Origin of the sequence: Streptomyces sp. NRRL S-350 (assembly GCF_000719705.1) — a bacterium.
GTDB lineage: Bacteria > Actinomycetota > Actinomycetes > Streptomycetales > Streptomycetaceae > Kitasatospora.
This window is the reverse complement of sequence record NZ_JOHO01000002.1, coordinates 90,145-108,151: the sequence shown is the minus strand read 5'-3', so window position 1 is coordinate 108,151 and position 18,007 is coordinate 90,145. Positions and strand designations below refer to the sequence as shown.

At 73.8% G+C, this 18,007-nt stretch carries 18 protein-coding genes; 10 read left to right on the top strand and 8 right to left on the bottom strand.

Annotation, left to right across the window (positions count from 1 at the left end; all coding sequences use genetic code 11):
- Positions 1 to 26 precede the first annotated feature (26 nt).
- Positions 27 to 263, bottom strand: a complete 237-nt coding sequence (locus tag IF30_RS0101965) for a DUF6296 family protein (protein WP_030230981.1) — start codon at positions 261 to 263, stop codon at positions 27 to 29.
- A gap of 561 nt (positions 264 to 824) precedes the next feature.
- Between IF30_RS0101965 and IF30_RS40850 the strand changes: the two genes are divergently transcribed.
- Both IF30_RS40850 and IF30_RS0101950 read left to right on the top strand, forming a co-directional pair.
- Entirely contained in the window at positions 825 to 2,048 is a 1,224-nt protein-coding gene (locus IF30_RS40850; protein ID WP_063752456.1) for an AI-2E family transporter, read from the top strand.
- Between the two features lie 275 nt (positions 2,049 to 2,323).
- The gene (locus IF30_RS0101950) at positions 2,324 to 2,599 is read left to right on the top strand and encodes a GNAT family N-acetyltransferase (protein WP_107054310.1); all 276 of its coding nucleotides are present in this window, start codon (positions 2,324 to 2,326) and stop codon (positions 2,597 to 2,599) included.
- Positions 2,600 to 2,745: 146 nt separating this feature from the next.
- Here the strand turns inward: IF30_RS0101950 and lpdA are convergent, their stop codons facing one another.
- Together lpdA and IF30_RS0101940 are read right to left on the bottom strand one after the other, a co-directional pair.
- Positions 2,746 to 4,152: a dihydrolipoyl dehydrogenase gene (gene lpdA, locus IF30_RS0101945; protein WP_030230972.1), complete on the bottom strand. Its 1,407-nt coding sequence runs from the start codon at positions 4,150 to 4,152 to the stop codon at positions 2,746 to 2,748.
- 398 nt (positions 4,153 to 4,550) lie between these two features.
- Positions 4,551 to 6,086, bottom strand: a complete 1,536-nt coding sequence (locus IF30_RS0101940; RefSeq protein ID WP_107054309.1) for a M28 family metallopeptidase — start codon at positions 6,084 to 6,086, stop codon at positions 4,551 to 4,553.
- 351 nt (positions 6,087 to 6,437) lie between these two features.
- Between IF30_RS0101940 and IF30_RS0101935 the strand changes: the two genes are divergently transcribed.
- Positions 6,438 to 6,620: an antitoxin gene (locus IF30_RS0101935; protein WP_030230966.1), complete on the top strand. Its 183-nt coding sequence runs from the start codon at positions 6,438 to 6,440 to the stop codon at positions 6,618 to 6,620.
- 76 nt (positions 6,621 to 6,696) lie between these two features.
- Here the strand turns inward: IF30_RS0101935 and IF30_RS0101930 are convergent, their stop codons facing one another.
- On the bottom strand, positions 6,697 to 6,912 hold the full coding sequence (locus IF30_RS0101930) for a hypothetical protein (protein ID WP_030230964.1): 216 nt from the start codon (positions 6,910 to 6,912) through the stop codon (positions 6,697 to 6,699).
- Positions 6,913 to 6,985: 73 nt separating this feature from the next.
- On the opposite strand from IF30_RS0101930, the gene IF30_RS0101925 reads away from it, so the two are divergent.
- Entirely contained in the window at positions 6,986 to 7,576 is a 591-nt protein-coding gene (locus IF30_RS0101925; RefSeq protein WP_030230960.1) for a TetR/AcrR family transcriptional regulator, read from the top strand.
- Positions 7,573 to 8,988 carry an MFS transporter gene (locus IF30_RS0101920; protein WP_030230958.1) on the top strand — a complete coding sequence of 472 codons (1,416 nt, stop codon included), beginning with the start codon at positions 7,573 to 7,575 and terminating at the stop codon, positions 8,986 to 8,988. The genes IF30_RS0101925 and IF30_RS0101920 overlap by 4 nt, the downstream gene beginning before the upstream one ends.
- Here IF30_RS0101920 and IF30_RS0101915 read toward each other — a convergent pair.
- Both IF30_RS0101915 and IF30_RS0101910 read right to left on the bottom strand, forming a co-directional pair.
- Positions 8,975 to 9,502 carry a DinB family protein gene (locus tag IF30_RS0101915; protein ID WP_030230956.1) on the bottom strand — a complete coding sequence of 176 codons (528 nt, stop codon included), beginning with the start codon at positions 9,500 to 9,502 and terminating at the stop codon, positions 8,975 to 8,977. The genes IF30_RS0101920 and IF30_RS0101915 overlap by 14 nt on opposite strands.
- Before the next feature lie 192 nt (positions 9,503 to 9,694).
- On the bottom strand, positions 9,695 to 11,149 hold the full coding sequence (locus tag IF30_RS0101910; RefSeq protein WP_051709026.1) for an MATE family efflux transporter: 1,455 nt from the start codon (positions 11,147 to 11,149) through the stop codon (positions 9,695 to 9,697).
- Positions 11,150 to 11,390: 241 nt separating this feature from the next.
- Between IF30_RS0101910 and IF30_RS0101905 the strand changes: the two genes are divergently transcribed.
- The 5 genes from IF30_RS0101905 (at position 11,391) to IF30_RS0101885 (ending at position 15,874) form a co-directional block, all read left to right on the top strand.
- Positions 11,391 to 12,026, top strand: coding sequence for a PadR family transcriptional regulator (locus tag IF30_RS0101905; RefSeq protein WP_063752454.1), 636 nt, complete (start codon positions 11,391 to 11,393; stop codon positions 12,024 to 12,026).
- Positions 12,027 to 12,221: 195 nt separating this feature from the next.
- On the top strand, positions 12,222 to 13,091 hold the full coding sequence (locus tag IF30_RS0101900) for a class I SAM-dependent methyltransferase (RefSeq protein ID WP_051709025.1): 870 nt from the start codon (positions 12,222 to 12,224) through the stop codon (positions 13,089 to 13,091).
- A 484-nt stretch (positions 13,092 to 13,575) separates the two neighbouring features.
- The gene (locus tag IF30_RS0101895; RefSeq protein ID WP_030230944.1) at positions 13,576 to 14,445 is read left to right on the top strand and encodes an isocitrate lyase/PEP mutase family protein; all 870 of its coding nucleotides are present in this window, start codon (positions 13,576 to 13,578) and stop codon (positions 14,443 to 14,445) included.
- A complete protein-coding gene (locus IF30_RS0101890; protein WP_107054293.1) occupies positions 14,442 to 14,756 on the top strand; it encodes a hypothetical protein in 315 nt (104 codons plus the stop codon). The genes IF30_RS0101895 and IF30_RS0101890 overlap by 4 nt, the downstream gene beginning before the upstream one ends.
- Before the next feature lie 101 nt (positions 14,757 to 14,857).
- Positions 14,858 to 15,874 carry a bile acid:sodium symporter family protein gene (locus tag IF30_RS0101885; protein ID WP_051709024.1) on the top strand — a complete coding sequence of 339 codons (1,017 nt, stop codon included), beginning with the start codon at positions 14,858 to 14,860 and terminating at the stop codon, positions 15,872 to 15,874.
- Positions 15,875 to 16,050: 176 nt separating this feature from the next.
- Here IF30_RS0101885 and IF30_RS0101880 read toward each other — a convergent pair whose 3' ends face one another.
- Together IF30_RS0101880 and IF30_RS0101875 are read right to left on the bottom strand one after the other, a co-directional pair.
- Entirely contained in the window at positions 16,051 to 17,094 is a 1,044-nt protein-coding gene (locus IF30_RS0101880) for a TIGR03617 family F420-dependent LLM class oxidoreductase (protein ID WP_030230939.1), read from the bottom strand.
- A 155-nt stretch (positions 17,095 to 17,249) separates the two neighbouring features.
- Positions 17,250 to 17,867 carry a TetR/AcrR family transcriptional regulator gene (locus tag IF30_RS0101875; protein WP_030230938.1) on the bottom strand — a complete coding sequence of 206 codons (618 nt, stop codon included), beginning with the start codon at positions 17,865 to 17,867 and terminating at the stop codon, positions 17,250 to 17,252.
- Positions 17,868 to 18,007: the final 140 nt, after the last annotated feature.

Here is an 18,007-nt window from a genome sequence, read left to right as displayed (position 1 = left end):
TGTCCGTCGTGGCGGCCGGGGTTCCGTCACGGCAGTGGCACGGCGAGCAGGCACGGGTGCATGGTGCCGAGGCCGGGGGCCGAGATGACCGTGGCCACGTTGCCGGTGATCTCGACCCGGAGTCCGCCGTCCGCGCTCTCCCAGACGACACCCCCGCCCGGTCCCACGGCCTGCGTCTCGCGCACGACCACGACGGACGGGGGCGCGTGGCCGCCGACCGGGCCGGGGAGCGTCACCGCGTAGCGGTGAACGAGGCTTTTCATGACTGCCTCCTTCTCCCCCCACCCTGGGGGACCGATTCTCCTCCCCGCCCGTTCGCTTGTACACGGACGGCCTCACCCCCCGGCGGTCGGCCAGGCGGTTCCGCCGGACGGGTCGGCCGGCGCGGCGCACGCTCCCGCAGGCGACCGTGCGGCAGGTGGATCCAGGCTGCGTCTGCCCAGGCCGGACGCGCCCACACCCGCCGGGGCGCGGGATTCCGAACCGGCCCCGAGGATGAAGGTTCACGCGGGCGCGGCCCGGAGAGACGCTGAGAGCAGGACTTCCGCCCGGGAGGCTTCCATGGACAGCAACGCCACCGTCGCGGACCGCCCGGTGCTCGTCGCCGGCCCCGAGGCCGGGTACGCGGGCCGGTCCGTGGCCGGCCACGCCGGCGCGTCGGCCGACCCGGCCGCATGAACGGCGGGAGGCCGGACCGGCGGGCCGTTCCGCTCGGCAGCCGTCGCCCCCGGGTGGTGCCGCGCCGGACCGGCGCGGGGCCGGGACAGGGGCCGGGACCGGCGCAGGGGCCAGGGCCGGCGGGCCGGACGTCGTCCGTCGAGCGGGTGCCCACCGGGCTGCGCACAGCCGCCGGCTACACCTGGCGGCTGGGGCTGCTCGGTATCGGCGCCTACCTGGTGGTCGACGTCCTGGCCCGGGTCGAGCTGCTGGTCACCGCCCTGTTCGTGGCGCTGGTGATCACCTCGGTCCTGCGCCCGCTGGTCGACCTGCTGGCCCGGGTGATGCCCCGCCCGCTCGGCGTCCTGCTGGCGCTGCTCTGCACCGTCGCGGTCGTCGGCGGGGTGCTGACCCTGGTCGGCACCAACGTCGCGTCCGACTGGAGCCGGCTGAGCGACGAACTGCGAGGGGGCCTCGGCCGGATCGACCGCTGGGCGACCGGCGCCCCCTTCCACCTGCGGCCGGGCACCGTCACCGACCTGCGGTCCAAGATCGGCGCGTTCGTCTCGGCCCACCGCGCGGCGCTGGTCAGCACCGCGCTCAGCAGCGCCGGCCGGGCCGTCGAACTGATCACCGGGCTGGCGCTCGCGGTGTTCTGCTCGGTGTTCTTCCTGCACTCCGGCGACCGGATGTGGTCCTGGGCGGAACAGCAGCTCCCGGCCCGCAGCCGGACGGTCTGGGACCACGCCGGGCGCGCCGCCTGGCGGACCTTCGCGGGCTACACCCGCGGGGTGCTGATCGTCGCGGCGACCAATGCCGTGCTGGTCGGGATCGCACTGGCCATCCTCCGGGTGCCACTGGTCCTGCCGCTGATGGTGCTGGAGTTCGTGGCCGCCCTGGTCCCGCTGGTCGGCTCCCCGATCGCGCTGGCCATCGCCTCCGTGGTCGCGCTGGCCGCCCGCGGCCCGGTGATCGCCCTGCTGGTGCTCGCGCTGATCGTGATCATCGGGCAGATCGAGGGCCACCTGCTGCACCCGCTGGTCCTGGGCTGGTCCGTACGGATCCACCCGGTGGTCATCGCCCTGTCCGTGGCAGGCGGCGCCGTCCTGGCGGGCATCCTCGGCGCGGTGGTGGCGGTGCCGGTGGTGTCGGTCGCCTGGGCCGTGCTCGGCGAGCTCCGCGGCCTGCGGGACCGCCGACCGCATGCACTCCCACTGGGCCACACCCCCGCGCCGGGTGATCAGCCGCGCAGCCGGATCGACCGGCGTCGGCGCCCGGAGAAGGCCGAAGGCGGCAAGGACGGCAGGGGCACCAGGGGCACCGGGGGCACCAGGGGCACCAGGGGCACCGAGGACGGGAAGGACGGCAAGGACGGGAGGGGCCGCGGATGAGTGCGCGTCGGCTCCGAGCGGCCGGCGGCCCGCAGGGACCGCTCCCGTCGGCCCGCAGGGACCGCTCCGTCGCCCGAGCCCCTTCTCGTCCGTCGGCACCGCCTCCGCTCCCCCGGTCCGTCACCCGGGAGGCGGAACGGCCCGGGCCGGGGCCGGCCTGGCAGGATGCCGATGATCGACTTCAGCGACACGTCCGGACGACCGAAGGGCCCACCGTGACCACTCCCAACAGCATCGCCGTCGAGCGGGCGGACGACCGGAACCGGTACGAGATCATGGTGGACGGCAAGCTCGCCGGCTTCGCCGAGTACCGGGACCACACCGAGCAGCGCGTCTTCTTCCACACCGAGATCGACGACGCCTTCGCCGGGCAGGGCCTCGCCGCCGACCTCGTCCAGGAGGCGCTGACCGACGTGCGCGCGACCGGGAAGCGGATCGTGCCGATCTGCTCGTACGTGGCCGGGTTCCTCCTGAAGCACGAGGAGTTCGGCGACCTCACCGACCCGGTGACTCCCGAGGTCAAGGCCTGGCTGCGCACCCAGCTGTCCTGACCGGCCGCGCCGGCTCCCCCGGCTATCCCGGCTACATCGCTCCCCCGGTCGACCGCTCGGGGCCGCTCCGGGGCTGCTCCCGGACCTGTGGCGCCCCGCCGAGCGGGTTGCTCGGCGGGGCCGCCATCCGGTGTCGGGCCGGTGCGTCACATGTTGATCATGTGCCCGGCGAGGCCGTGGATGGCCTCCTTGACCGCCTCGCCCAGGGTCGGGTGGGCGTGCACGTTGCGGGCGACCTCGTGGACGGTCAGGTCCCACTGCTGGGCCAGGGTGAGCTCCGGAAGCAGTTCGGTGACCTCGGGGCCGATCAGGTGGGCGCCGAGCAGCTCGCCGTGCTTGCCGTCGCTGATGACCTTGACGAAGCCGATCGGGTGGCCGAGACCGTGCGCCTTGCCGTTGGCCGTGAACGGGAACTTGGCGACCTTGACGTCGTAGCCCAGCTCGCGGGCCTGCGCCTCGGTGTAGCCGAAGGAGGCGATCTGCGGCTGGCAGTAGGTGGCGCGCGGGATCATGGCGAAGTCGACCTCCATGGTCTCCGCCCCCCCGATGGTCTCGGCGGCGATCACGGCCATCGCCTCCGCGGCGTGCGCGAGCATCAGCTTGGCGGTCACGTCGCCGATCGCGAAGATGTGCTCGACGCTGGTGCGGCCGCGGCCGTCCACCGCGATGGCGTTGCGGTCGGTCAGCTTGACCCCGGCGTTCTCCAGGCCGTAGCCGTTGACGCGCGGTGCGAAGCCGATCGCCTGGAGCACCTTGTCGGCCTCCAGCACCTTCTGCTCGCCGTTCTTGCTGACGGTGACCCGGACCTTGGCGTTCGGGTCGCTGTCGTCGATCGACTCCACCCGGGTGGAGGTCAGCACCTCGATGCCCAACTTGCGGTACTGCTTGGCGAGTTCGGTGGAGACCTCGACGTCCTCCAGCGGCACCATCCGGTCCAGGAACTCGACGATGGTGACCTTCACGCCGTAGTTGTGCAGCACGTACGCGAACTCGACGCCGATCGCGCCGGCGCCCGCGATGATGATGCTCTCCGGCAGCTGCTCGGTGAGGATCTGCTCCTCGTAGGTGACCACGCGGTCGCTCAGGCTGGTGCCGGGCAGCAGGCGGGTGGTGGCGCCGGTGGCGATGATGCAGTGGTCGAAGGTGACGACCTCGAAGCCTCCGCCACTGAGCGCGACCTGCAGGGTGTGGTCGTCGACGAAGGTGCCCCAGCCGTCGTACTCGGTGATGCCGTTCTTCTTCATCAGGTAGTGGACGCCCTTGACCCGGCCGTCGGCCACCGCGCGGCTGCGGCGGAACGCCTCGCCGAAGTCGAAGGTCACCTGGCCCTCGACCTTGATGCCGAAGGTCTTGGCCTCCTTGGTGAAGATGTGGGCCAGCTCGGCGTTGCGCAGCAGGGCCTTGGAGGGGATGCAGCCGACGTTGAGGCAGACGCCGCCCCAGTACTTGGCCTCGATGACGGCGGTCTTCAGGCCCAGCTGTGTCGAACGGACGGCGGCGGTGTAGCCGCCGGGGCCCGCGCCGAGGACGACGACGTCGTAGTGCGTGCTCATCTTGCTGACTCCTCCGAGGGTGTCACGGTCTCGTGATCTCGGTCCCATGGTGGCAGGACCGCGCCCGGCGCACCCACCGGGTCTCGGCGGATGCGCTCCGCGCGGCACCGTACAGGCACCGGGGCCGATTGGCACGGTCAGGGTCGGTGCCGGTGTCAGTGGTCTGCGTTACGGTCACCGCACCGCCGCCCACCAGGGGCGATGACGGGGGGAGGGAGCGCATGGCGACCTTGGGTACGGCGGCTGGCGTGCTCGGGGCAGGTACGGCGGGGAACGGTGCGCAGGGCGGGCAGGGCGAGTAGACCGGACACGGCGGGTAGGCCGGACACGGCGGGTAGGCCGGACGCGGCGGTCGGGTGGGCCCGCCGCCCGAGGACGGCAGCGGGCCCACCCGGGCGTCAGGCCGTCACTCCGTGGGCGTGGCCGTCCGCCCCGGTGCTGCTCGCACCGCCGGTACCGGAGCCGCTCGCGCCGGCCGCGGCCGGCGCCTTCCGGGCCGGGGGCTGTGCCGGTACGGGCCGCTGCAGCGAGGACAGGTCCCACGCGTAGGTGCCGACGGCGTGGGCGATCACGTCGATGTTCACGTCGAAGGCCGCCATGTCGATGTTGCCCAGGTCGTCACAGGCCTTGTGGTAGCAGGCGTCGAAGGCGGTGCCCGCCGTGCCGCCGTAACGGGCGGCCTGCTCCGGTGACTTGATCACCTCGGCGCCGGTGTCGGTACCGCCGGCCGGGATGCCCGCGTCGATGAACGGCCCGTAGTCGGAACGGCCGTTGAAGGCGGACAGGTCGTGCGGCAGGCCGCGGCCGTCCAGGTAGCCGGTGATGTCCCGTTCGATCTGCGCCGAGCCCTCCGGACCGGCGCCGCCGCCGGTGCTGCCGGAGCCGTCGTAGACGAACTGCGCATAGTTGGGGGATGCGATCATGTCGAAGTTGAGGTAGAGCCGGATGTTCTTCCGGTCCGTCTCGGACAGTGAGTTCACGTACGCTTCGGAGCCCTTGAGGCCGAACTCCTCTGCGGACCACCAGGCGAACCGGACCTTGTTCTTCACCGGATGGGTGCCGAGGTGCCGCGCGACCTCGAGGATTCCGGCGCTGCCGGAGCCGTTGTCGTTGATGCCCGGACCCGCCGGGACGGAGTCGAGGTGCGCACCGACCATCACGGTGTCGGCCGGGTCGCCGCCCCGCGTCTCGGCGAGGACGTTCCAGGTCTTGCGCGGCTCCATGCGGGTGCGGATGTCGAGGGTCACCCGGACGGGCCCGGCGGCGGCTTCGGCGGCCAGGGCCTCACCGGCCGCCTTGGTGATCCCACCGGTCGGCACCTTCCCGGCCGTCGGATCCCCCAGGGTTCCGTTGAGGTCGCCGTCGGTGTTGTTGTAGATGATCGCCCCGGCCGCGCCCGCGGCCCCCGCGGCGGCCTGCTTCTGGGCGAAGCTGCACCCGCCGCGCCGGATCAGCGCGATCCGGCCGGTGAACGCGCCCGCCGGGTAGTCGGTGGCCGCGCAGCCGGTGGCGGCGCCGACCGGGGCGGCCGCCAACTCGGCCGTCAGGCCCGCCTCCGGGCCGCTCACCGAGTACGTCATGGCGACCACCGGCACCGGTTCGGCCTTCGGGGACACCACGTCGAGGCGCTGCGACAGGGCGTCGAAGAAGGTGTACTCGAACTCCTGCTTGGACACCTTGAGCCCGGCCCGCCGCGCCTGCTCGTAGACGTACTGCGCGGACTGGTCGTGCCCCTTCGAACCGGCCACCCGGGTACCGCCGTTGCGGTCGGCGATGCGCTGCAGTGCGGCGAGCGTGTCGTGCGCTTCCTCGGCGTCGCCGGCCGCGACCAGCCGGGCGGCCAGCCGGGCGCCCCTGCGCGCCGGGTCCGGGTCCGCGGCGGCGCTCCCGGCGCCGGCCAGCAGCAGCGGGGCCGCCAGGGCGGCCGCGGTCAACGCGGCGCCTGCCGCGCGGCGTCGGGTGGCGGTGGTGCGCGGGCGCCGTGTCGGTAGCGGTATCGGAGCGGCGCGGTCGTGCGGGGCGGTGCGATCGGACGGATCGGCGTGGTCGGGCGGAGCGGCGCGGTCGGGCGGGGCGGAACGGTCTAACGGGGAGGAACGGTCGAGCGGGGAGGTCGATCGACGGGTGCGCAGCTTCAAGGCGACTCCTTCCGACGGGCCGTGACCCCCGATTTGACAGGACCGGAATGGCGTTGCCAAGCCCGCCGCGCGCCCCGCGGGATGCGCGTCGGGGGATGCGCGGTGATATTGGAGGAGTGGGGCCGTCTCATCCAGGAGTGTGACCGAATGTCCATGATGGATAAGCTCAAGAACCTGCTGAAGGGCCATGAGGAGCAGGCCGACAAGGCCGTCGACAAAGCGGGCGACACCGTCGACGAACGCACCCAGAGCAAGTACAGCGGTCAGGTGGACACCGCCCAGGAGCAGCTGAAGAACCAGTTCCGCGACCAGCAGCCGCCGCCGCAGTAGCCGGTCCTTCCGGCGGGCGGGCTGCGACCCGCTCCGTGTCCCCCGCCCCGGTCCGGCCGTTCGGCCGGACCGGGGTTCAGCTGTCCCGCCGCTCGTGGTGTGAGGCCTCGGGAGCGGTGCGGTGCGGGGGCGTGTCCGGCGAAGCCTCGGTCGGCGGCGCCGGGTCGGCGGGGGCATCGCCGCTCTCGGCACCGCAGTTCTCGCACGGTTGCGGCCCCGGACGCTCGCGCAACCGCCCGCACTCCGGGCAGACCCGGTCCAGCCAGCAGGCCGACTCGCCGCCTTCGTCCATGCCGCCGATTCTGCCCGGGCACCGCGCGGAAGGCGAGTAGACACTGTCTACCAAGCGCTGGTAGACAGTGTCCATGACCGATCACGACAGAGACCTCCGGGCCCGCCTGGTGGCCGCCGGCGTGGAACTGGTGGCCACGGGCGGCGTCCAGGCTCTCGGGCTGCGCGAGATCGCCCGCCACGCCGGGGTCTCGCACGGAGCGCCCCGCCGCTACTTCCCCACCCACCGCGAGCTGCTCGGCGCCATCGCGCAGCAGGGCTTCGGCCGCCTCACCGACACACTGGCCGGCGCCGACGCCCTCGCCGCCGCCACCGGAGCCGAAGCCCGCACCCGCCTCGACGCGCTCGCCCGCGCCTACCTCGGCTTCGCGGCCGCCAACCCCGGCATGTTCGAGCTGATGTTCCGTCACGACCTCCTGGAGGGCAGCGGTGCGGAGCTGCGCCGCACCACCCTGCCGCTCTTCCTGACCCTCGCCGGACTGGTCGCCGAGGTGCACCCGCAGTCGGACGATCCGGCCACCGCGACCGCCGCCCTCTGGTCCAACCTGCACGGCCTCGCCCAGCTGCGCGCCTGGGGCAGCCTGGGGCTCGTCACCGGCAGCGAGGACATCGAACCCTTGCTGCGCGCCGCGCTGGACGCCCACCTCGGCCCGGCCGCCCCGTGACGCCACAGCGCCACCAGCGACTCACCCTCGTCGCGAGCATCACCGGCGCCGCGCTGGTCGCCCTCGACGGCACCGTCCTGACCGTCGCCCGGCCCGTGCTGCAGCACGACCTGCGCGCCTCCGTCGCGGCCGTGCAGTGGGCCAGCACCGGATACCTCGTCACCGTCGCCGCCCTGCTGGTCTTCGCCGGCCGCCTCGGCGACCGGTACGGCCACCGGCGGGTCTTCGCCCTCGGCGTGACGGGCTTCGCCGCGAGCTCAGCCGGGATCGCGTTCGCCCCCGGCATCGGGTGGGTGATCGCCCTGCGCGTGGTCCAGGGAGTGGCGGGCGCCCTGTTGCAGCCCGCCACCCTCGGCATGCTGCGCGCCGTCTGGCCCGCCGACCGGCTGCCCGGCGCCATCGCCGTGCGCACTGCCGGGATCGGACTCGCCGGGGCCGCCGGCCCGCTGGTCGGCGGCGCGCTCACCGCACACCTCGGCTGGCGGTCGGTGTTCCTGCTCGGCCTCCTGCCCGCTGCGGCCGCCCTGCTGTCGGTCCTCGCCGTGCCCGCGGCGGCCCGGCCCGAGCGGCCCGCCCGCGCCGGAAGCCCCGCCCACGCCGGGAACGCCCGCGCCGACGGGCTGGACCTGCCCGGCGCGGCCCTGCTCGCGCTGGCCCTGGCCTGCGTCGTGCACAGCCTCGTCGGTCTACCGGAGGCAGGTTGGTCGACCACGACGGTGCCCGGCTTCGCGGCCGCCGGGCTCCTCTTCCTCGCACTGGCCCGGCAGGAGCGACGCACCGCGCGTCCACTGCTGCCACCCGCACTGCTGCGCTCACCGGTGGTCGCACCGCCGCTCGGGGTCCTGCTCGCGGCTTCGGCGGCACTCCAGGGCGCGCTCTTCCCGGCCACCTACTTCCTCCAGGACGGGCTGGGGCTCGACCCCCTGCAGAGCGCCCTGCGAGCGGCCCCGCTCCCGGTGGCGATGATCCTCGCGGCGGCGTCCTCGGCGCGACTGACGAAGCGTCACGGCGAGCGGACGGTGGTGCTGTCGGGCATGGTCCTGCTCACCTCGGGCGCACTGTTCACCGCCCGGCTCGGGCCGGAGACCGGCACGGCCGCGATCGCGACCTGCTTCCTCCTGCTCGGCGGCGGCTTCGGCGCGGTGATGGCCACGGCCACCTCGGTGGTCGTCCGGGGCGCGGCCGCCGCCGACGCGGGCGTCGCCGGCGGACTGCAGCAGACGGTGATGAACATCGGCCCCGCCCTGGGCATCGCCCTGGCCACCACCGCCGCCGGACGGACGGATCCGGGCGCGGCGCTGACACCCGCCGCCCTGGCCATGGCCGGCGTGGCCGCCACGGGGACGCTGCTCGCCGTGCGGCTTCCGGGCCGTGCCGTCGCGTCGGGACGGGAGTCCGTCACACGCCCGTGACGCCGTCGGTGCACTCTCGGAGCAGATCGGCGTGGCCGTTGTGCCGGGCGTACTCCTCGATCAGGTGCACCAGGATCCAGCGCAGCGACACCGTCTCCGAACCGACCAGCGCCGAGGCCTGCCCCGAGAGCGGACCGGCCGCGTCCAGTGACGCCCCGGCGGTCAACTCCCTCCCGAGCTCGACCTCCGCCCGCCAACGGGCCAGCGCCTCGGCCAGGCCGTGCGCCGGGTCCAGCCGGTAGCCGTCCTCGTTGTCCGCGCCGTACACCGGCGGAACGTCGCGGCCGGCGAACACCCGCTGGCACCAATTGCGTTCGACCTCGGCCAGGTGCTGCACCAGGCCGAGCAGCGTCATCGTCGACGGTGGCACGGCGGCCCGTCTCACCTGCCGGTCGTCCAGCCCGGCGACCTTCCTGGCCAAGGTGGCCCGCTGGAACTCCAACCAGCTTTCCAGCATGGCGCGTTCGTCGGCGTGCGGCGGCGGGATGGGCCGCCCGTCCGGAGTGAGTGCCATGCCCGCCACTCTGGCACAGCCGACGGGGGCGCGCCGCGCGCAGCGCCTCCGCCTCTGCAGCGGGGGTGGGTTGGGGCGGTGGGTCGGAGCGGCGGGCTGCGGTGGCAGGTCGGGGCAGCGGGTTGGGGCGGCGGGTTGCGGTGGCAGGTCGGGGCGGCGAGTCGAGGCGTTTGGGTTGCGGCGCCGCGCTCCCTACTCGACCGGCCGAAGCGCTCGCGCCCCGTCGGCCGGCCCGACGGCCGCCACCCGCTCCGGCGCCGACCCTCTCGGACGCCGCACCAGGACGGACAGCAGGACGAGTTGGACCACCGCTCCCGCAGCCGGTCCGAGCCAGACCCCCGAGACCCCCAGCGGCCCCGACAGGGCTGCCGACACGGCGAGTTGGGCACCGAGACCGAACACGACCGATACCACCACTGGGCGGGCCGCACCGGCAGCCTGGTGGACCCCGCCGAGGGCCACCACCAGGCCGTACGGGAGCAGGTAGAGCGCCGCCATCCGCAGGAAGCCGACGGACTGCGCGGCCACCGCCCGGTCGTCGGTGAAGAGCGCGGTCAGCGGGACGGCGAGCGCCACGGACAGCAGCGCAGCCACCGTGCCGAGGCCGGCGGCGAGGCGTCCGGTGGCGCGGCGCAGGGTGCGCAACCCGATGGCCTCCCCCGCGCCGGTGAGGCGGGCCGCCTCGATCGCGGCGGCCTGGCGCAGCGCGTAGAAGGACATGGTGACGACGAGCAGGACCCGGTAGCCGACGCCGTACCCGGCCACCGCCGCCACGCCGAAGCCGGCGACGAGCCCGAGTTGGGCCGTGCCCACGGCCATCCGGGCGGTGAAGTCCAGGCCGAACGGCCCTCCGGCCCGCAGGATCCGCATCGCGGCACCGCCCGCGCACCCGGGCCCATCGCCCGTCGACCGGTGTGGCCGCCCGGGACCTCGCCACCGTAGCGGCGGCCAGGGCCGTAGCCGCAGTTGTCGCTGTCGCAGTTGCTGGTGCTGGTGCTGGTGCTGCTGCTGCTGTTGCTGTTGCTGTAGCCGCAGCGTGACGGCGAAGGCGATCGCCCGCGAGGCCGTGAGGGCCAGTGCGGCGCCCGGGACGCCGAGGGCGGGCAGCGGCCCGGGGCCGAGGATGAACAGGGGGTCGAGGAGGAGCAGCAGCCCGTTGGACAGCAGGGCGATCCGCATCGGCGTGCGGGTGTCCCCCGCGCCCTTGAACAGTTCGTCGGCGACGCGCTGCCCGAAGAACAGCGCGAAGGCAGGGAAGGCGACGGAGAAGTACTCGGCGGCGCGGGCGGCCGCCTCGCCGTCCAGGAAGGCGCCGGCCAGCCGGTCGCGCAGCAGGAAGCCGGGCACCGTGAGCGCGAGGCTTCCCACGGCGCAGAGCCGCCAGGCCGCGCGGGCGGTGCGGGCCGCCTCGGCGTGGTCGCCCGCGCCGAGCGCGCGGGCGAGTCTCACGCTGGTGCCGGAGGCGACTACGAGGACCAACCCGAGCAGCAGGTTCTCGACGGTGCCGGCCAGCGTGACGGCCGCGACCGCCGCCCCGCCCAGGCCGGCCACCCAGAGCGTGCCGATCACCGAGGCGATCACCCCCGACAACAGTTCCGCGTAGACGGGCACGGCCAAGGCCGTGAGCCGGGACAACTGCCCGCGCATGGTTCCTCCCCTGTTCCGGTGATTCCGGTGGTTCCCGTGGTTCCCGTAGTGCCGCCGTCGTCGTCGGCGGCTCGGCCGGGCCCGAGCCGGGCCCCGGACCCGACTCCGAGCACGGCCGCGGCCCTGTCCCCCGGTCCGGCCCCGAATGGAGCCTCGAATAGAGATACATCGTTTAGAGGCACATCGACAAGAGGTAACATGAGCTTCCGACCGGGCGCACTCCGACCGAAGGGCTCCGACCGTGCTGACCCTCGCGATCCTCGGCTTCCTCTACGACCAGCCGCTGCACGGCTACGAGCTGAAGTCCCGGATCACCGGCCTGACCGGCCACGTCCGCCCGGTCAGCGACGGCGCGCTCTACCCGGCCATCGCCAGACTGGAGAAGGCCGGTCTGCTGTCCCGCCACACCGAGCCGGGGACCGGCGCCGCGCCGCGCCAGACCCTGGAACTCACCGACGACGGACGGGCCGAACTGCTCCGGCGGCTGGCCGACCCGGAGCAGGCGGAGATCACCGACCAGATCCGCTTCTTCACCCTGGCCGCGTTCCTGCACCACCTCGCCGACCCGCCCCGGCAGGCCGCCGTCCTCCGTCGCCGCCTCGCCTTCCTGGCCGCACCCAGCAGCTTCTTCTACGACGGCGACGGCAGTCCGGTCACCGCCGAGCGCGAGCCGAACCCCTTCCGGCGCGGGATGCTGCTCGTCGCCAGGGCCTCTTCGTCGGCCGAGCGGGCCTGGCTGACCGCGACCATCGAGGAACTGGAGCAGGTGGACCGGGCGGAACGGCCGGAACGGCCCGGAACGGCCGAACCGTTCGAACCGTCGGGGTGGCCGCACCGGCCGGACGGGCCCGCCGAACCGGCCACCACCGGGCATTAGGCCGAGCCGGGACACCGGAAGCGGATGCGAGGGCCCGAACCCCTGTCGAACGGCAGAGCGATCGTCCGGAATCAGGCCCTTCCACACCTGGTTCCACCGGGCTCCGGCGTGGCTATGATGATCCGCCTCACGTCCTCGGCGCCCCCTCCGCGGCGTGATCCGCCACCGCGCCCCGCCGTCCCCCTGGAGGCCGCCGTGCCCACTGCCGAGACCGCAGCTGCCCGTCCCGCACGGCTGAGGCGGGACGACATCCCCGGTTGGTTCTTCAGTCTCGACCGTGCCGCCTTCGGCCACCTGCTGTCCGCCCAGAGCGCCGCCGGCCTCACCGGCGACATCCTGGAGCTCGGCAGCTACCTGGGCCGCAGCGCCGTCCTGCTCGGCGACCACCTGCGGCCCGGTGAGCGGCTGACGGTCTGCGACCTGTTCGACTCCGAGGCGGGCGACGAGGACAACGCCGCCGAGATGGCCATGTCCTACCGGAAAACGCTCACCCGCAGCGCCTTCGAGGCCAACTACCTCGCCTTCCACCGCGAGCTGCCCGAGATCGTGCAGGCGCCCACCTCGGTGCTGGCCGACGGCCGGATCCCGGCGGGCAGCTGCCGCTTCGTCCACGTCGACGCCTCCCACCTGTACGAGCACGTCGCCGGGGACATCGCCGTCGCGCGGGCCGCACTCGCCGAGGACGGCCTCGTCGCCCTGGACGACTACCGCTCCGAGCACACCCCGGGAGTGTCGGCCGCGGTCTGGGAGGCCGTCTTCACCGGCGGCCTGCGGCCGGTCCTGCTCACCCCGATGAAGTTCTACGGGACCTGGGGCGACGCCGCGGCCGCCCGCGAGGTCCTGCTGGAGCGGGACTGGCGGGCCGGCGGGTACACCGTGGACGAGGACACCATCGCGGGGGCGGCCGTGCTGCGCCTCAACTACCAGGTCAAGCCGCCGGTCCAGCGTTCGGCCTCGCGTCGGCTGGCGCTGGAGCTGCTGCCGCCGGTCGCCACCAGGGCGACCCGCCGGATGCTCCGGACCCTGCGCGAGCGCCGTGCCGCGCCACCGGTGCCGAGCGTCTGATCCACCGCCGCTGAGGCCCGGACCCCTGGAAACCGCCGATGGGTCCGGGCCTTCGCGGGTTCAGGGCCCGGTGGGCCATGCCTTGAAGGTCCGCGCCTCGGGTCCGGAGCCGGGGCCCGCCTTCCCGCGTCCAGGCATCCGGGTTGTCCGAACCATCGAGACGGCATCGAGACGGCATCGAGCAGGTACCGGGACGACGCCCGGACGGCATCCGGCGCTCGCACCGTGCAGCCCTCCGGCATGACCTGCTGCCACCGACACCTCTCCTCCGGCGACGGACAAGCCATTTCACATAGTCGGATGAGATTCCGCCCGTCTGACATATTGTCATAATTCAGTCACTCCAACGGGGGATTCTCCTTTAAAGATTTGCCCACGGAACGTTAAAGGGCGCATAGTGATGAGGCCTCAGTTTGGTCTAGCGAGCACCAAATCCAGGCAAAGTCATCCAGGTGAGGAGAAGGCCTTGTTCCACGACAGCACGATGGCGGACGGCCCCGGGCAGCGGCTCCGCGCGGAAATCTCGGGCCCCGGCACCACGCCCCTGATCGGCGTCCACGACATGTACTCGGCCTCCATCGCCGCCGAGCACTACGACGGCATGTTCGTCTCCGGCTTCGGCTTCGCGGCCTCCTACTACGGCCTGCCCGACATCGGTTTCATCGCCTGGCCGGACATGGTCGGATTCGTCGAACGGCTGCGCGGCGCCTTCCCCCGGCACCACCTGCTGGTCGACATCGACGACGGTTACGTCGATCCCGAAGTGGCCTGTCACGTCGTGCGCCGACTCGAACGCATCGGTGCCTCCGGCGTCATCCTGGAGGACCAGAAGCGGCCGCGCCGCTGCGGCCACGCCGACGGCAAGCTGGTCCTTCCGCTGGAGGAGTACCTGGAGAAGCTGGAGCTCGTCCTCGCCAACCGGACGGACCTGGTGGTGGTCGCCCGCACCGACGCCACCGACGAGGACGACATCCTGCGCCGCGCCCGAGCGCTCGCGGCCACGGACGCCGACGTGGTGCTGGTCGACGGCGTGCGCAGCGAGGAGTGGATCCGCCGGATCCGCGCGGTGGTCGGCGACAAGCCGCTGCTGTTCAACCAGATCGCGGGCGGCAAGTCCCCCCGGCTGTCCCTCTCGGAGCTGACGGACCTGGGCGTGGACGTGGCGATCTACAGCACGCCGTGCCTGTTCGCGGCGCACCGCGCGATCGAGGAGGCGCTGGCCGGGCTGAAGACGGCCGACGGCCGGCTGCCCGCCACGGCCGGGGAGCGCCCGCAGGTCGGTGTCCGGGAGTCGACCGAGTTGCTGGAGCGGAACATCTCCCGCTCCCGCGGGCTGATGGCGGTGACGGCGTGAGGCCCGGGCTGCGCGGGCCCGCCCCGCCGTCGGCCGCCGCCCTGCGGGCGACCGTGCTGGGGCTGGTCGGGGCGTGCGCGCTGCTCGCGGGCGGTGCGTCGGCCGTCGCGGCGGGCGGCGGCCTGATCACGGTCGTGGACAACTCCAACGCCGATTCCTGGGTGGAGATCGACCGCACGGCCGATCTCCAGAACGGCAGCGGCTCGGCGGGCAGCGACCACGACGGCGCGGGCTCGCTGATCGGCGGCCTCCTCGGGCCGGCTCCGGCGGCCGGGCCCGCGCTCCGCCCGGTGGTGGGAGGCGGCCCGTGATCGGCCCTCCGGCGGCCTGGAAGCGGCCTGCACGACCGCCCGGGGGAAGCTCGACCGGGCGGCACCCGCGCCGGTTGCCGCCCCGTTGGCTCGATCCGTACATGGCGGCGTTGGCCGGGACGGTCGCCCTGGCCGCGCTGTTCCCGGTCTCGGGCGGGTCCGCGCGGGTCGCCGAGGCGGCCTGCGACCTCGCGGTGGCGCTGCTGTTCTTCCTGTACGGCGCCCGGCTCTCCACCCGCGAGACGTTGGCCGGTCTGCGGCACTTGCGGGTGCACGGGCTGGTGCTGGCCGCCACCTTCGTCCTCTTCCCGTTGCTCGGGCTGGCCACCGGGCTGCTCACACCCGTCCCCCTGACCGGGCCGCTGCAGACCGGGGTGCTGTTCCTCTGCCTGGTGCCTTCGACCGTGCAGTCCTCGGTGGCGCTCACCGGCGCCGCCGGGGGCGACGTGCCGGCGGCGATCTGCGCGGGTACGTACTCCAGCCTGGCGGGGCTGGCCCTCACCCCGCTGCTCGCGGCCTGGCTGTTGGGCTCGCACACCGAACTGTCCGCCGCCGGACTGGCGCGAATCGGGCTCCAGTTGCTCGCGCCGTTCCTGCTCGGGCAACTGTTGCGGCCGTGGATCGGCGGGCTCCTGACCAGGCACAGACGGGTACTGACCCCGATGGACCGCGGTTCGATCCTGCTCGTCGTCTACACGGCGTTCAGCGCCGCCGTGGCCCGGGGCATCTGGCGTCAGGCGACTCCGGTCGCCCTGCTCGGGCTCCTCGGGGTGCTGCTCATCCTGCTCGCCGCCACCCTGGCAGCCACCGGGCTCGGCGCCCGGCTGCTGGGGCTCGACCGGTCGGCGAGGATCGCGGCGGTGTTGTGCGGTTCGCAGAAGAGCCTGGCCAACGGGCTGCCGATGGCCACCGTCCTGTTCGGGCCGGAGGCCGGCGTGATGGTGCTGCCGCTGATGCTCTACCACCAGCTCCAGTTGGTCGTCGGCACGGTTCTCGCCGGTCGCTGGGCGCGAGCCCCTGCCCCGGGTTGCCCCTCGGCCCGGCCCGGCGGGCAGGCGCCGCCTGGGCCGGCGCTGACCGCGCTCACCGGGCCGGGCACACCGCCGGCACCCGGGTGATCCCGCCGCAGCCGGGTCGAGGCGCCGGGCAGCCGCCCAAGCTCACCCAGCAGCTCGGCCGACGACTTCGGCCGACGGCTTCGGACTGCAGCTCCGGCCGGTAGCTCCGGCCGGTAGCTCCGAGCGCCGGGTCAGCTCCGGCACCACTGCGTACGGGCGGTGAATGGGGCGGCCCGTCAGCCCAGGGCGCGCACCGCGCCCAGCACGTCCAGGCCCAGCTCCGGGTCGGCATCCTCGGGCAGGCTGACGGACAGCCGGGTGACCAGGCCCGTGTAACGGCGGTGGATCTCCCGGGCGACGTCCTCCACCGGGCCGGACACGGCGAAGGTGTCGAACACCTCGTCGTCGATCAACGCGGCCATCTCCGCCCAGCGCCCGCGCACCGAGTGGGTGTGCAACTCCTCCTGCAGTCCTTCCCAGCCGTGCTGCGCCAGCACCGGGCGGTAGGCGGGCGTGGAGGCGTAGAAGGCGAGCCGCTCGCGCGTCGCGGCACGGTTGGCCGCCAGTTCCTGCTCGGTGCGGCCGGTCGCGGTGAGGACGTTGCCGACGATCTCGAAGGGCCGCGCCGTCCACGCCGCGCCCTCCGCCTCGGCCCGTGCCCGTTCCTCGGCCAGGCCGGGCAGCACCTGCTCGGTGAGGTACCCGGTGGAGGTGAACGGGTGGCTCAGGAAGCCGTCGGCCACCGCTCCGGCGGCGCGGGTCATCAGCGGCCCGACGCCCGCGAGCAGGATCCGGGGCACCCCGGACGGGACGGGGTCCGGCGAGAACACCGGAGTCATGACGGTGTGGGTGTAGAACTCGCCCCGGAAGCGCAGCCGTTCACCGGTCTGCCAGCAGTCCCAGATCGCCCGCACCGCGTGCACGTACTCGCGCATCCGGGCGGCCGGGCGGTCCCAGGGCATTCCGAAGCGCTTCTCGATGTGCGGCTTGACCTGCGAGCCGAGCCCGATGACGGCCCGTCCGCCGGAGGCCGCGTGCAGCCCCCAGGCCTGGTAGGCGAGCGTCATCGGGGTGCGGGCGAAGGCCACCGCGATACCGGTGGACAGTTCGATCGACGAGGTCCGGTCGGCGGCGCGGGCGAGCTGGAGGAACGGGTCGTACGCGGTCTCGGCGACCACCAGCCGGTCCATCCCCCGGTGTTCGGCCCGCTCGGCGGCCTCCAGGATCCCGGCCGGGTGCCCGGAGGCGGTGGCATCGAGACGGAGAGCGGGCGGGGACATCGGGGACACCGGAAACGCCGGGGAGCCCGGGGAGCCCGGGGAGCCCGGAGAGCCCGGCGCCGTTGCGGGGGCCGCGGCGGCGGGTGCGGCTGGTCGGTCCATGGCGGTGCTCCTGGTCGCGTGCTTCGGTGCTGTCCGGGTAGCCTCCCACGCCGTCAGCGCGGGCCCGATCCACCTGCGGTCTCGAACAGCCGGTCCAGGTACCGGTCGACGGCGGCGAGCGCGGCATCGGGTTCGACCACGCGCAGTTCCAGCAGCGTGGTGAACCCCGTGAGTGCGAGCAGCAGGTCCGCCTCCACCGCCGGGTCGCGGTCCGGTGCGATGTACCTGTCGGCGATCGCCTGGCGGACCACCCGCTCCACCATCGCCCGGCCCTGCAGCAGCCCGCCGCGTGCCCGCGCACGGATCTCCTCGTCGTGCAGCGCCTCCAGTACGTAGGCGGCGCTCATCCGGCTGGTCGCGCGCGCGTCGGCGTGCAGGGGCAGCAGTTCGACCAGCATCACGCGCAGCACGTCGCGCGGGTGCGGCGGTTCACCGAGTCCGCCCAGGGCCCGGGCGACCCGCTGGGCGGACTGCTCGCCGGCGAAGTCCATGGCGAAGGAGAGCATCGCCGCACGCGAATCGAAGTAGTGCTGGAGCTGCCCGAGCGAGATGCCCGCTTCCTGGGCGACCTCCCGCATGGTCAGGTGCTTGGCACCGCGCCGCTCCACGACGCGCCACAGCGCCCGGGCGATCGTCTCCCGGCGCTCCTGGTGGTCCACCTGCTTGGGCATGGTCTGCCGCTCCTCCGAGGTCCGTCCCAGGCGGGCCCGGTCGTCAGCCGAAAGGCCTCCGGTGTCGGCCATCGGGCGCCTGGTGCCTGGTGCCTGGCGCAGGCACCGGGGGCTTTCCACTGCCTTCCGGGCGTCTTTCC